The sequence below is a fragment of the Gordonia sp. 34D genome (assembly GCF_056682775.1).
The window spans coordinates 1,460,660-1,473,451 of sequence record NZ_CM155293.1; the positions used below are offsets into that span (position 1 = coordinate 1,460,660).

General features: G+C 62.4%; 15 protein-coding genes. 2 read left to right on the forward strand and 13 right to left on the reverse strand.

Translation table 11 applies throughout. The annotated features are described in order from the left end of the window. Window positions 1-331 precede the first annotated feature (331 nt). The 4 genes from AC1L34_RS06750 to AC1L34_RS06765 all read right to left on the reverse strand — a co-directional run bounded on the left by AC1L34_RS06750 (window position 332) and on the right by AC1L34_RS06765 (window position 4,739). On the reverse strand, window positions 332-1,039 hold the full coding sequence (locus AC1L34_RS06750; RefSeq protein WP_480035208.1) for a hypothetical protein: 708 nt from the start codon (window positions 1,037-1,039) through the stop codon (window positions 332-334). 629 nt (window positions 1,040-1,668) lie between these two features. Then, the gene (locus tag AC1L34_RS06755; RefSeq protein WP_480035209.1) at window positions 1,669-4,011 is read right to left on the reverse strand and encodes a hypothetical protein; all 2,343 of its coding nucleotides are present in this window, start codon (window positions 4,009-4,011) and stop codon (window positions 1,669-1,671) included. Between the two features lies 1 nt (window position 4,012). Further along, a complete protein-coding gene (locus tag AC1L34_RS06760) occupies window positions 4,013-4,354 on the reverse strand; it encodes a hypothetical protein (protein ID WP_353108178.1) in 342 nt (113 codons plus the stop codon). 49 nt (window positions 4,355-4,403) lie between these two features. Continuing rightward, window positions 4,404-4,739, reverse strand: coding sequence for a hypothetical protein (locus AC1L34_RS06765; RefSeq protein ID WP_353108177.1), 336 nt, complete (start codon window positions 4,737-4,739; stop codon window positions 4,404-4,406). A 1,398-nt stretch (window positions 4,740-6,137) separates the two neighbouring features. On the opposite strand from AC1L34_RS06765, the gene AC1L34_RS06770 reads away from it, so the two are divergent. Next, window positions 6,138-6,323 (forward strand): hypothetical protein, encoded by a 186-nt coding sequence (locus AC1L34_RS06770; RefSeq protein WP_480035210.1) that lies wholly within the window; start codon window positions 6,138-6,140, stop codon window positions 6,321-6,323. A gap of 192 nt (window positions 6,324-6,515) precedes the next feature. On the opposite strand, the gene AC1L34_RS06775 is transcribed toward AC1L34_RS06770, so the two are convergent. The 3 genes from AC1L34_RS06775 to AC1L34_RS06785 form a co-directional block, all read right to left on the reverse strand. Next, the gene (locus AC1L34_RS06775) at window positions 6,516-6,848 is read right to left on the reverse strand and encodes a hypothetical protein (protein WP_480035211.1); all 333 of its coding nucleotides are present in this window, start codon (window positions 6,846-6,848) and stop codon (window positions 6,516-6,518) included. Window positions 6,849-6,903: 55 nt separating this feature from the next. Next, entirely contained in the window at window positions 6,904-7,539 is a 636-nt protein-coding gene (locus AC1L34_RS06780; RefSeq protein ID WP_480035212.1) for an MspA family porin, read from the reverse strand. A gap of 376 nt (window positions 7,540-7,915) precedes the next feature. Further along, window positions 7,916-8,218 carry a helix-turn-helix domain-containing protein gene (locus AC1L34_RS06785; protein ID WP_480035213.1) on the reverse strand — a complete coding sequence of 101 codons (303 nt, stop codon included), beginning with the start codon at window positions 8,216-8,218 and terminating at the stop codon, window positions 7,916-7,918. A 248-nt stretch (window positions 8,219-8,466) separates the two neighbouring features. Between AC1L34_RS06785 and AC1L34_RS06790 the strand changes: the two genes are divergently transcribed. Beyond that, the gene (locus AC1L34_RS06790) at window positions 8,467-9,564 is read left to right on the forward strand and encodes a hypothetical protein (protein ID WP_480035214.1); all 1,098 of its coding nucleotides are present in this window, start codon (window positions 8,467-8,469) and stop codon (window positions 9,562-9,564) included. Between the two features lie 64 nt (window positions 9,565-9,628). Here the strand turns inward: AC1L34_RS06790 and AC1L34_RS06795 are convergent, their stop codons facing one another. The 6 genes from AC1L34_RS06795 to AC1L34_RS06820 all read right to left on the reverse strand — a co-directional run bounded on the left by AC1L34_RS06795 (window position 9,629) and on the right by AC1L34_RS06820 (window position 12,758). Further along, on the reverse strand, window positions 9,629-10,186 hold the full coding sequence (locus AC1L34_RS06795) for an antirestriction protein ArdA (RefSeq protein ID WP_480035215.1): 558 nt from the start codon (window positions 10,184-10,186) through the stop codon (window positions 9,629-9,631). 39 nt (window positions 10,187-10,225) lie between these two features. Then, entirely contained in the window at window positions 10,226-10,600 is a 375-nt protein-coding gene (locus AC1L34_RS06800; RefSeq protein ID WP_480035216.1) for a hypothetical protein, read from the reverse strand. Window positions 10,601-10,671: 71 nt separating this feature from the next. Continuing rightward, window positions 10,672-11,121 carry a hypothetical protein gene (locus tag AC1L34_RS06805; RefSeq protein ID WP_480035217.1) on the reverse strand — a complete coding sequence of 150 codons (450 nt, stop codon included), beginning with the start codon at window positions 11,119-11,121 and terminating at the stop codon, window positions 10,672-10,674. 62 nt (window positions 11,122-11,183) lie between these two features. Then, window positions 11,184-11,345 carry a hypothetical protein gene (locus tag AC1L34_RS06810; protein ID WP_480035218.1) on the reverse strand — a complete coding sequence of 54 codons (162 nt, stop codon included), beginning with the start codon at window positions 11,343-11,345 and terminating at the stop codon, window positions 11,184-11,186. Between the two features lie 163 nt (window positions 11,346-11,508). Beyond that, a complete protein-coding gene (locus AC1L34_RS06815) occupies window positions 11,509-12,180 on the reverse strand; it encodes a hypothetical protein (RefSeq protein ID WP_480035219.1) in 672 nt (223 codons plus the stop codon). Then, window positions 12,177-12,758: a recombinase family protein gene (locus AC1L34_RS06820; protein WP_480035220.1), complete on the reverse strand. Its 582-nt coding sequence runs from the start codon at window positions 12,756-12,758 to the stop codon at window positions 12,177-12,179. The genes AC1L34_RS06815 and AC1L34_RS06820 overlap by 4 nt, the downstream gene beginning before the upstream one ends. Between the last annotated feature and the right edge of the window lie 34 nt (window positions 12,759-12,792).

Consider the following 12,792-nt stretch of genomic DNA (forward strand, 5'->3'; position numbering starts at 1 on the left):
CGAACCGCCCATGTAATTCGAAGACGGCTGCCCGCGCCAACGAGCATCATCTACGCACAATCAGGGAAACCACTCGAGAAACCTCTTGAGAACTGGATGCCGCTCAAGCCACGCGTTGAACCTCAGGTTGTGCGGGTTTCTGCTGAACCTGTTCATCCTTGCCTTGACTGCAGACACGAAATCCATGAACCACCAACCAATCTTGCCGCAGACTAGCTACGTAGCCTTCATCAGACGCACCGTCGCTGAGCAGCCCGGCACATAAACCATGTTACCGATCTGTTTCTAGTAGCGGAGCCCGCACTCGTCCACCGATCAAGGACGGGGAGAATTACGATCTTACAACTTCAATTCCTGCGATTGCCGATAGATCCTCAACAGAAAATCCATCGGGAGAGTTCAACACGGAAACGGGAATCGCAATATTCATATTTGGGCTCTGAACATGTCGATAAGGACGCCCGCCCATCGACACCTTCCGTTCATAATCACCGTCCACCACCCTCGCCACTCCACCACGGACCAGCATGATCCGCCGGACCTTATTTGTCGAGACCACATTCGTGATGCCGAGAAATAGCGATGTCGTAGTCGTAGAGTGAAGCCGTATGCGCGTGTGAGATCTAGCCGTAAGCAGCGCCGCATACGCAATGACCAGAGCAATTCCGACTACAACCGGGGCGCGACCGGAAACGCCGCCCCCTGGAAGGACAGCGGGAGAAACAATTGGCGAGAGAATCATCGAGACACCACTAATCAGCGGAACCAAGAAGACAAACCCAAAGGTTCTGCCGACATCAATATCGAATCCGCCGTCAACCTGCACCACACGAATTGCCATGATCTTTGGTGTCAATACCGGCGACTTTAGGTACAGCAAGAACCATACAGACCAAGGAACGATTCCATACAATAACGCTGCGATGACTATACTCCACTTGGCATCAAGGGCAGGCCAGATCTTCACAAGTGCCCAGACATACACGACTAGCATCAAAACCAGCAACGCCTCAAGAACGGCTACAGTGCCACCCTGCACACTGTGCATTCGACGAATTCGCTCGACTTCATTCAATCTAAGGCTACCGATCGCATTATTCGAATAAAGTCCGCGCGTCGATTGACCGGAGTGACGGAATCCCATCTGATTGCATTAGCACAGGCACCGACGATGCTCGCTGAGCAAGAATCGCGCACGCCTCAGACTCCGGATCATCTAATACCTCCACCTCAGTCACAGTACGAACAAGCCCCCGGAATCGGGCATCTATGATCGAATAATAGAGAACTCCTCGACGGCCAGCGTCGACGATCGACTCTGTTCTCATCTCAATCACATCAAAATCAGGCAGGTTTGGAATCGATTCGACCGTACCATCGATCAGTTCCAACGCGTCGTTCACAGGTACGTTTATGCGCCAAAATGCCGCCCAACAGTTAGGAGAGAACCCAGCAACACCCAGACCTGAAGCCCGCACTACATATAGTCCGCGCTCCAAATCTGCCTTGGACTCATAGTCTTTCCAAGAGGAAGGAATAGACCACAGCCTGTCCGGCCTGACATCACTTCGGAGTCGTAACGACGTAGCAGTCGCACTACTCCTTTCAATCCGCTTCTCTATGGTTTCCACTGCGTCCCCACCAATCTGATGGCGCTAACGACTAGCATCATCGAGTCATCCATTGCGTCAGTTTTGTTACTCCGTACCCAACACCTGCCCCGATCGCCCAACCAACGGCAGTTCCAACACCAGGCATGATGAACGTGCCCAGCCAAGCCCCAGCCGTTTCGCCGACGATGAGTCCAGTCGTGCCACCGATCGCGTTGGTCATAAATGCTCTGCTAGGGTCCATCGTCTGACTGTCAGCAATAGTACCGATTGCGACGCCACCCAACAGACCAAATGATTTTAGTCCGCCAAGTATTTTCGAATCCCCAGCCGAAAGCGCACCTCCGGGAACTTTCCGTATCCCCTGTTCGGTCAACGCAGTCTGAGCATCGATGGTAGCTGCCGCAGTATTGGATGTGCCCCAGGTCCAGTCCATCGGAGCCGCCTGCCCCGGCTCACTACGAGAGAAGTGACCATCGCCCGTCAAATTTGTCACGGTACCGTCTATGCCAATGTGCTGCATTGCAATTCCGTCCGGCGTCGGCGACTTCATTTCGATAGTCGAGCTGCCATCGAGGTGCCTGTAGGCGTACTTGTCACCAAGGTCGACAGTTCCAGCGAGAAGCTTACCCTCAGAATCGTAGAACGCAGCTCCAGTCTGCCGACCGGTCGAGTCGTATGTTATCTCGTTATATCCGTCGTCGGTATAGAATCGCTGAAATACGACATCCCCAGCCGAATTGAACGTCTGAATTCTTCTATTTCCATCCTCGTCGTGGAAATCGATTTCAGATTCGCCGGTCTTCGGATTCTCATATTGAACAAGAGGCCGTCCGAACTCGTCTTCGGTGCGCTCGATCGTCCACTTCTGCCCGTCGCGAAGCTCCCACCCGTTCTCGCCATCGGCATCGAGGTGGGACGTCTGCGTCTGGTCATACGAACCATCGCCATTGGGCGTATTGACCGCAGTGTCGACTTCACCCGTCTGGTACTCGGTCCGATTCAAGTAGGTATTGTCCGGCTGCAGCTGCGCCTGCGTGACGGAACCATTGTCCAGATCGTACGTCGTGCCCTCAGTGAAGTTGTAGTTCGCGTCAGTGATCTGGTTCGGCGAGTTATACGCAGGATCATTGCCGGTTCGATACCACTGCGAGTACCCGGGAGCTTGAGGTCCGTCCTTGTCGATGTACTGTCCAGATCCGTCTGCGGACTGAGACCATGCCTGGTAGCCGCCTTCGCCGTCGGAGACGATCAGTGCAGTCGCATCTTGACCGTCGTTGCCCTTGTAGGCCATCTCGACGGATTGGTTCCCGTTTCCTTCGGGGATCGTGAACTTGACGTCCTGTCCCCCTCGGGTCTCCGTCCACGTATCGCCGGGTTGTTTGCCAGTCGTGTCAGGCATCGCACTGATGTCGGCGCCATTGTCGCCGGTTGTGGGAGCGATCAAGCCGCCGCCCGTATCGCCCGGAGGATCTGCGAGAATGGGGTACAAAGCGTTGTCGGCCGGTTCCACAACTTGAACCAAGTTGCCGTTCTCGTCGACCTCGTACCAGGTCTTCTGCGGTCGACCGGCGGCGTCGAACGCCCACGGCCGCCCGATCTGCTTGACGACCTTCCCGTCAGCATCGAGCACCGTCGCCGAACCGTCCGAGTTGATTCGAATGTGTCCACCGGGAGGCACATTCTCATCGAAGACGTACCGATCGGGGCTGGTCCTGTCGTGAATCAGGACCAGGTCAGACGAGCCGATCTTCCCCCGAGTAGACCCACCGCGCGAGAGCAACGACCGAGCCCGCGGACTCGCCGCCGCGACAGCCGCAGCACCGGCGATCGCCCACACCGGCAACGGAATCGACCCGCCATCACCGTCAGAGGAGGACGGAGATAGGAACGCCTGATCCGATGGTGACTGTTCCGACTGCTTCACCGGCACCCCGGCCGGTGCCTGCGTACGGCCGGGCGTCTGGCCGTTGTCGCTGGGCTGGCCTGGACGGTTCGGTGTGACCGTTGCCGGGGCCGGGGTCCTTGGACCTGTCGGTCCTCCGGTCCGTCCCGTGCGCTGGTCCGTCGGCTGACCGCCGACGATCGGCGTGCCGTTTCCGGTCCCAGGTCCGGGGCCGGTGTCGCCGCCGATCACCGCACCACCGTTGGACGTCCCCGGGGCACCCGGGGTGGTCGTTGGTGCGTTCATCGTCGGCGGCGGGGTGTAGGTCGGGACACTGATGCACGGCCAACTCGGCCCATACTGAGCGCGCATCTGATCACACAACGCATCCGCCCGCACATCACCGGCACCGCCGAGGCCTGCGGCCAGGATCGCACTGGTGAACGCCAACGTCCCGGCTCCGGCAACTAACGCCGCCGCTCGACGTCCCACGCGTTGGTTTCTTGTTGTGGCCATGTCAGTTGCCCTTACCTCGGATAGCGCCCCACAGAGCGTCCACGCCAGCCCAGAACCACCGGCCGCCGATCGACATCACCAGGAAGAAGCACAAGAACACCAACACATTCCCGTGCTCATCGCCCCACCGCCCCAGATTCGGCAGATTGATCGCCGCGACGATCAAGATCGCGGAGCCGGCGATCAACGCCAGCACCGACCACACGGAGACCGACCTACCTGCGGACTGATCGGCTTCGGGTTCTCGAACCTGGGCATGATCGTGAGCGGCTTGTGCGCGTCTGCCCTTGCCACCGGTAGATGCGGCCGGGTCGGCGACGGTCGTGGTGTCGGTGCTTGCCATGTGGCGTCCTGTGCGTAGCTCTGATGCTGGCGTAGTCATTGGATTCGGGCTATCGGGCGCAGCTGCGGGCCGGGTAGCGGGTCACGTAGTTGACGTTCGACTTCCCGGCGACGGTGATGATCCCAACCGAGATGCAGCCACCCTGCCGCGCCGCAATGTTGGCATCGTGCTGAATGATCCGCCCCCACGTGGGGTTGTAGACCAGATTCGGAATGTAGGGAACCGATGAGAACGCCGTTCCCAGACCCTGCTGCGAGACCACCACTGTCTGCGAGTGCGTCAGTTTGATCCCGTGCTTGGCCGCATCGGCCTCACCGGCACCGACGACTGACGCCGCCACACCTGCCACGGCCGCTACTGCTGCTATAGCCGACTTACGATTCATGTTGAAAACTCCCTCAATTCGAGAACGGAAGAACGTGACGAGCACGCTCTGGGACGACATCGATGCCTAGAGCAGGCTCTGACTGCCGCAACTGCTGCATGCGCTGGCGACCAGAGTCTTCGGCAGTGGACGGCGCATGCACCGGCGGATACGATGCGACTTCGCCCAGCGACCTTGGACGGCCAGTCATCTCGTGCCGCGCGGCGGCTGCGCCGTTTGAGTGACCTATCGGCAGTCACCTGGCGAGTCGTAAACCGTCGCTCCGTAGTGGTCAGGCACACCGGCCTTATGGGCGACTGAGATTGCTACGCATGTCCCCTTCTCAACCGCTTCCTGCGCAGACAGCGTGATCGACGGTCCGTAGAAATCGAGATCGATGTCGCGAAAAGGCGACGGCAACGACTTGACGAGTTCGTCGCGCTGAGGAGTCAAGAGTTCTGCCGACTCTGCCTTCGAGAACCTATGCTCTTCAGTCGCGTCGTAGCCTGGCATCTGGAACGTACGCGAGTACGTGGGCGTCGAGTCCTGACTACCAGGTGTTGAACCGCAACTTGCCGTCGCCATTACCGTGCCCGTTAGCAGGATCCCGATCGTTCCGCGGGTCAGCCAGGAATGATCACTCCCTGAGAACGCAAAAAGCTGATCTGGTCGGGAGTTGCTCGTTCCCATTGTCCCCACCCTCCAGGGAATTTCGATGTTCCGCCGCCGTTTGTGACATTTGCGATACTTGCAGACTGGATCTCGTACTGGAGTTCCCACGTAATGGCGATGTATTGCTTGCCACCCGGGCCAGGAGCGGATCCGTTGAACACTGGTCGTGCTCCAACAATGCGTGCGCGATACTGACGCTCAAGGGTCAGCGGTGGCGTCTCGTGCGATGCTCCATCAAACTTGGAAACGACACCCCACGGACCGGTGTTCCCAGGCAAGTTCGGGTCGATCGAAACTTCGTCTCCGGAAGTCGGTCCCGGTTTATAACCTGGAGTGGTTTCGAGCGGGGGCTGCGACACAGTCGTAATGTATCCCGGCGAACGCTGCCCGACATTTGCTCCAGGCGCATCACAGCTGAGGATACGGTCTGCGCTAGGCCCTAGCTTTCCAAGCTGCGCAGATTGGCCAGAGTACGCATCGACGTTATTCTTGATCGAAGTGGTTCGTAGGAACGATCGCGTTCGGGGATTCGCGACCGCAACTGCGGCAGCACCTGCCAGCGCCCAGACGGTGATCGGCACCGCTCCCCTATTCCCGGACGGGCCAACTAAGGCGTCGTTCGACCTCTGATCAGATAGATTTGCTCGCGCGGGCACACGTGGATCGTCGGCAGAAGTCTTCCGCGCCGGGGTGGTCGAGGGCCGTTCGCTCGTCGAGCCGTGATTTGTCGGTGAAGGGCCATCGCGCGTGGATCCCGGTTGGGCGCTGCGTGGTGACGGCTCGCCAGTGACACTCGGACCGCCGACGATAGGCGTGCCGTTACCGGTTCCCGGTCTCGGGCCAGCGTCGCCGCCGATCACAGCACCACCGCTGGAGGTGCCCGGTGCGCCCGGAGTGGTTGTCGGGGCGTCCATCGTCGGCGGCGGAGTGTAGGTCGGAACACTGATGCACGGCCAACTCGGCCCGTACTGAGCACGCATCTGATCACACAACGCATCCGCCCGCGCATCACCGGCACCGCCGAAACCTGCTGCCAGCATCGCACCAGTGAACGCCAGCGTCCCCGCCCCCGCAGCCAAGGCCGCTGCGCGTCGTCCCACGCGTGAGCTATTGGTTGTGGTCATGTCAGTTCCCCTTGCCGCGAATTGCGCCCCACAGGGCGTCGACCCCAGCCCAGAACCACCGCCCGCCGATCGACATCACCAGGAAGAAGCACAAGAACACCAACACATTCCCGTGCTCATCACCCCACCGCCCCAGATTCGGCAGATTGATCGCCGCGACGATCAAAATCGCGCAACCGGCGATGAAACCCAGCATCGTCCAGGCCGAGACCGACCGGCTACCTCCGGTCGACGCCTGCCCCGGCTCCTCACCCGTAGACGTCGCTGCAGCGGACTGCGCGTGCTTCGGTACCCCTGCTTTGGTCGGTCGTGTCGCTTGTTCTGCTGTTGTCATGTCATACCCCCGTATTCGTTGTGTCAGCCAGATCGATGTCAGCGCCTGGGCGCTGTTAGAGCAGGTGCGGCTTGCCGTACAAGTTGAACGTGTTGTCATTGGCCTTGGTCGTCATCGCCACCCGCACATACGCGCGCACCGCAGGACGAGCACCAACACAACCGGAGATCTCCACGCGCACACCCTCCAGGCGCGCACCGGCCGACGGCCCCTGCAACGGCTTCTGAGCGAACGGCACATCGACGGTCGCGCCGTTCTTCAGCGACGTCGAAATGTTCGGCATCGCCTGCACGCCCAGCACGATCGCCGGCGGGTAGCTGATCGACATCTGTGCAGTCGGACCACCAGTGATGCCGACGTTCACCCCGTCCATCTGCCACTGGCACGACACCTGGAACCCGGTCGACAACACCGCAGCATTCACCGGCGCACTCCCTGTGCCGGTGATCGTCGCCGACCCGCGCAAGTCCAGGAACGCCTCATACGAACCATGTCCACGACTGAGCGCCGGAACGCTCTGAATCCGCTCACCCGACTTGGTCAACGACACCTTCCACCCGTCATCAGACGTGCGAGTGATCGTCTTGTCCTTGTAGGTCGACGCGGCGTCAGCGGCCCCGACACCGCCGGTGCTGGCAATCAGAGCGCTACCGGCTAGAACGACGGCTGCGACAGTGCGCGATACGCGCATGAACTCCCCCTCGAGATTCGATGCGCCGCCGAAGAAGATCAGACAAGCCGAAGGAAGGCCCCCAAAATCATTGCCCCTCCGCAGCTTGACCGCATCCTCCCATGCGGCTGAACTGGAATGTCTGGGACTTTACTAAGCATTTGCAAGTTTGCTGCTAAATGAGACGGACGTCACATTCAAATGGGGATTTTTCCAGTTCAATACCCTCCCGAGGGGAAGTTTCAATACCCGTTAGGCACTTGGCAGCAAACATGGCTGACTTTGTCTCGGCAGCGCGGAGGAGAGTGATGCCAACGCGGGTAGCGCTCGCCCAGGAGGACAGTCGGCACCTCGAGAGGCAGGCACCTGAACCACGCCACCGCGACAGCCCGACGAGCTACTGCGCTTGCTCGCCCGCCCCCTTCGCTACGCGCACGCCTTCCTGCGCGGCGGCGAAGAGGTCGGCCGGAGTGACGCCGCACGCCTGAGCGAGATCCCAGATGCGGTCCGAGCCCAGCGAGCTGGTCCCCTGCTCCAAGCGGCTGATCGTCGGGCGACTGACGCCGCTGGCCGCGGCCAGCTGGTCCTGCGTCAGGCCAGCAGCCTTCCGGGCGTCGGCGATGGCGGACCCGAGCGCACGACGGCGCACGTCACGCAGCTCCAACTGCGCAGGCGTGAAGCGGTTTGGTCCGATGGGCACGTGCCCAGTCTCCCACGTGATGCGGCGTCATTCGCCCTCCCCTGTCTCGTCAGCACGGCCGTGAATCATTAGTGGTTCACGAGAGCGGTGCGCGGACCGTGCAGGCCACACACGCAGAGCCGCCCCGAGCCTCACGATCACCCGCGGGCACTCGCGCGGTCCGCTCATTCAAATGTCCGACCCACGTGATTCACTAGTGATTCACTGCCACATGATATGGCACCAGTTCCAACCACGGGAGACGACCCATGACCTACCCGAGCTACCCGCCCCAGCCCACGCCCAACCGATTGCTTCCGCTACTGGTGGTGACCGCCGTCGTGCTCGCAGCGGCACTGCTGGTCGCAATCGTCGTCATCGTGTCCGACGACGATCCAAACGGCAACAACACCGCGGCGACGGCATCGACAGCGTCGACCGAGACCGCTGAGCAGACTCCAACCGCCGAGACCACCGAACCGGAGCAGCAGGCACCAGTGCCCGGCGCATACCCGGGAGCGGGCGGCCCCATGCCGTCTGGCACCGTGCCACTGGCCCCGTACGTGAACAAGTACACCAACGACACCAGTGCGCACCTGCTGACGCCGACCGGTGGCGTGGGCTGCGACTTCAACCGGATGAACCAGGACGGCGAGCAGGGTCAGTGCGGCGTGCTGAGCATGAACCGCGTCGACAGCCCGCTGGGCACCCAGCGGATCGGCGGCACCACGAAGGGCAAGTGGCTGTTCCCACTGGCCCGCGACCATGTCCAGGCACCTGTGGGCAGCAGCGGCACGACCGGGTGGATGAACGCACCAAGCCTCGGCTACACCGTGCCACGCGCGGAGTACGGCAAGGTCTACAGCTTCGACCAGTGGGCCTGCGCGTCCGAGACGACCGGCCTGACCTGTTGGAACACCGAGACGGGCTCCGGCGTCTTCCTGTCGAACGAGAAAGCCGTCACCTTCGACGGTCCGGGCACCGCGACCACGGCCGGGACTCGAACGACGACCGGCACCGTGACAGCGGACTCGTCGATCGTGTTCGGATCGATGGCCTCCAACGGCCAGGGCCTGGGCACCCCTAAACCGGCGACGGTCTTCTACGGCGGATCGCCGACGAGCCTCGTCGAGGGCATCACCTGGAGCTCCTGGGGCGACGACCGAGCCGAGGGCACCGGAACCGGCAACTACGTCGCGCCCGGCCGCACCACCGCGCAGTCGGTCAAGCGCCCCGCGACGATCGTCGCGTTCGCACCCGGCACCTGCCACGGCAGGCGCGCCTACACGAAAGCGGCGATCTACTTCCCCGGCCAGGGACAGAGCTTCAGCGAGAACCGCGCCGTGGACATCTGCTTCACGGACTAGTCGTCCGCCGAGCGAAAAGAAGAGCCCCTCACCCGGGAAATCCCAGGTGAGGGGCTCGCACGGTTCAGCAACCGTGGAACACGTAAACGCCGCCGCCTGGGCTGTCCTCGACGGTGTAGTCGTGGGCGAGGTCGCCGCCGAACTTGTCGATGTCGATGTAGCTGCGCAGGTCCGTCGGCAGCGCGTCGAACAGCGACAACTCGTCGACGAGGTTCTCGACGTAGTCCCGCCACGACTCCCACTCCCCGGCGTACGCGTCGTAGAAGGAACTGGTCACGACCTCCTCGCCGTCGGTGATGCCCTGCGCGCGGACCCACGCGCAGAAGGCGATCCACTGGTCGGGGCCGACCTCGGCGTAGAGCGCGCCCCACTTCCCCGCCTCGACGAGGTCCATCTCGTGGTTCACGGCCATGCAGTCGGTGTCGAAAACTGCGACCTCCTCGCACTCGGACGTGACCGGGGCCTGGCCGCGGTGGACGTCGGCGAGGGTGACGTCCTCGGCGCCCTGCGCGTCGACCCAGTTCCCGACGAGATCGCCGCAGTTGTAGTGGTAGAGACAGGTCGCGAAGACGCGCGGGGCGTCGGACACGGTGAGCGGTACCGACGGTGCGGTCTGGTCCATGGGAAGTCTCCAATCAGAGGTCGTGCGGTTCGGTGCTCCTCACGCCCACGGCAGGGCGGCGACCAGCGGGTCGGAGCGGATGCTCTCACCGGTGATGTGACGGTGCTGCTCGCACGCGTACTCGATCTGTCCGAGTTCGACGAGGTAGCTCCAGCACCTCGACCCGCCCTCGCCGTCGGTAAGCAGCACGCGGGCACCTTCGGGGATGTCGAGGCCGATATCGCCGAGCAGTTCTCGGACGGCGGAAGCCGCTTGGGCCGGCGTATAGAGGAAGTCCTGGTCCGACTCGACGAGTCCGTTGCAGTCGTTGTACTGCCGGGCCGACTCCTCGCGAGCGAGGCGGCGAGCGCCTGGAGCGAGTCGGCCGGCGGTGATGTGGCGTTCGACCCACGGGTCGCAGAAGATCGTTGTCATGGGTGGTCCCCTCCCTCGGTGTGGTGTTCGAGGTGGAGGCCGTCGACGGCTCCGCCGTCGCTAGCCTGCAGCTAGCCGAAACTGTCGACCTTCAGGCCGACCAGATGCTCGAAATGAACTGGCGCGGAGACGATCTCGACCTCGTACACTGCAGGAACGGACGCGTAGTCCGGCCCCTCGCCGGTGAACTCGTAGAGATACTCGTACGCCCAGTCGTCGACGTCGTACTCGCCCGCGAGCGGTGCTGGCACGGTCACGTCGTGGAGGTGCTCGAACGACTCGGTGGGATAGGAGTTCGTCACCTTGATCTTCAGAGCAACCGTGGCTGCGGCGGCACGGGCGAGCATGCCTGCCAGCTCCAGCGCCGTCGCCGGGCTGAACGTGAGGATCTCGCAGCTGCCTGCCATGACGCTGACAAGGGGTTCGTAACCGGGCAGGACATCATCGGTTCTCGTGACGACAACGGTGCTGCCTGACCTGGTGGCGGTGGTCGTCACGGGCGACGGGTGTGATGCGGACATTGTGGTGCCTCTCCTCGTATCGGTCGAGGAGACGGCCGTCGACGGCTTCGCCGGCGCGGAGGTCAGTCGCTGAATCGAATGTTCAGCCAGCCGAGCACGCCAAGCTGAACGGGAATCACTATTTCGACCGGCCCGTCGTCGGAGAAGTCAATCGTTGCGGGGCCGTCGGTGATGTCGATGTCGCCGAGGTAGATGCTGACTGGGGTATCGATGCGTTGCTCCATACCCAACGCTCAGCGGTTCAGTTCCCTCGCGTCAGGCCGTCGATGTCGGCGGCCATGCGCCCGGCGACGTCGGGGGGGCGTCCAAGACCTGTTCGGCTCGGGTGACGGCAAAACCGCGCTACCTACGGTTGGATCGCTGCGTCCGCCAGACCGACGCTCGACGTCATCGCGGTGACTGTTCATCACCTCCTCCCTCGACGCCAGTACCGGAATCCGCACTGCCTGCGGCAGGCACGGCATCCAGCAGGTCGTACTCGCGGAGGGTCTTGTAGTGCGCTTCGATTGCGGCGCGGACGTAGGCATCGTTCAGTTTGGCGATGCCGTATGGGAATGGACGATCAGCTGTTGCCCTATCGCGAAAATCCTCGATGCCCTGCTGGACCGCTGTGAGATGCCACCTCAGGAACTCGGCGCGCTCTTTCGGAAGGACCCCGCGAAGGTACTGACTCCACCTCAGGGAGGAAGTACTGCAGAACGCCTTGACTGCGACGGCACACGCCTCGACCGCGTACATGAGAGTGAAGTAGTCATTGATCGCTCGGCTGGCATCGCGGCCATAGTCCGGAATCAGCTCAGTCTCCCGATTCTGCCGGAATAGACGGTCGCGGGCAGCATCTGTTCGCTCGCTGGTGAGTTCGCTGTGCGCGTGACTCAGCTGGACCTCTGCCTCGCGGCGCCTGCCGGCCATGCCTACAGCGACGATCGTGAACGCACCGACGATGAGGGCGACGACCGGCCCTGATGCCACTTCGAGCAACCAGTATCCGCCGTGGGTTTCCGGCGGCACGGTTGGCGTGATCGTCGCATCCACGGCTAGGTCAAACTCGACAGTCATGACGCGGACTTGGCACCGGAGCGCTCGACGGCGCGGTAGACCGTCGCCCGGCTGACTCCGAAGTCCTCGGCCAGCTCGCCGACGGTGTGCTCGCCGGAGTGGAACAGTTCGACCAGTCGCTTCTCCTGGTTCGGCGGGAGCTTCGGCTTCTTGCCCTGCAGTCGCCCCTTCGCCTTCGCGACGGCCATGCCCTCGCGGGTCCGGGCACGGATGAGGTCGGCCTCGAACTCGGCGACCATCGCCAGCGCGTTGAACAACAACCGGCCGGTCGGGTCGTCGGGGTCGTGCAGGCTCTCGCCGATGCGGAGCTTCACACCCTTCTCCGTCAGCCCCTTCACGATGTCCCGGGCGTCGGGCACGCTGCGGGCCAGGCGGTCGAGCTTGGTCACCACCAGCTCGTCGCCGGGGCGGCTGGCTGCGGCCAGGGCCTCGCGCAGACCAGGCCGGTCGCGGTTGGTGCCGGTGTAGCCGGGGTCGGTGTAGAGGTGCGCCTCGTCGACGCCGAGCTTGGTGAGAGCGTCGATCTGGGCGGTGAGGTCCTGCTCGTCGGTGGAGCAGCGCGCATAGCCGATCTTCATGACTCAATCGTACGTTAGAGGTACCCTCATTGCG

Excerpts from the sequence above, each read along its gene's own strand:
- AC1L34_RS06755 (WP_480035209.1), bottom strand. The coding sequence starts at position 4,011 with ATGGCCACAACAAGAAACCAACGCGTGGGACGTCGAGCGGCGGCGTTA.
- AC1L34_RS06760 (WP_353108178.1), bottom strand. The coding sequence starts at position 4,354 with ATGGCAAGCACCGACACCACGACCGTCGCCGACCCGGCCGCATCTACC.
- AC1L34_RS06765 (WP_353108177.1), bottom strand. The coding sequence starts at position 4,739 with ATGAATCGTAAGTCGGCTATAGCAGCAGTAGCGGCCGTGGCAGGTGTG.
- AC1L34_RS06775 (WP_480035211.1), bottom strand. The coding sequence starts at position 6,848 with ATGACAACAGCAGAACAAGCGACACGACCGACCAAAGCAGGGGTACCG.
- AC1L34_RS06780 (WP_480035212.1), bottom strand. The coding sequence starts at position 7,539 with ATGCGCGTATCGCGCACTGTCGCAGCCGTCGTTCTAGCCGGTAGCGCT.
- AC1L34_RS06790 (WP_480035214.1), top strand. The coding sequence starts at position 8,467 with ATGACCTACCCGAGCTACCCGCCCCAGCCCACGCCCAACCGATTGCTT.
- AC1L34_RS06795 (WP_480035215.1), bottom strand. The coding sequence starts at position 10,186 with ATGGACCAGACCGCACCGTCGGTACCGCTCACCGTGTCCGACGCCCCG.
- AC1L34_RS06800 (WP_480035216.1), bottom strand. The coding sequence starts at position 10,600 with ATGACAACGATCTTCTGCGACCCGTGGGTCGAACGCCACATCACCGCC.
- AC1L34_RS06805 (WP_480035217.1), bottom strand. The coding sequence starts at position 11,121 with ATGTCCGCATCACACCCGTCGCCCGTGACGACCACCGCCACCAGGTCA.
- AC1L34_RS06810 (WP_480035218.1), bottom strand. The coding sequence starts at position 11,345 with ATGGAGCAACGCATCGATACCCCAGTCAGCATCTACCTCGGCGACATC.
- AC1L34_RS06815 (WP_480035219.1), bottom strand. The coding sequence starts at position 12,180 with ATGACTGTCGAGTTTGACCTAGCCGTGGATGCGACGATCACGCCAACC.
- AC1L34_RS06820 (WP_480035220.1), bottom strand. The coding sequence starts at position 12,758 with ATGAAGATCGGCTATGCGCGCTGCTCCACCGACGAGCAGGACCTCACC.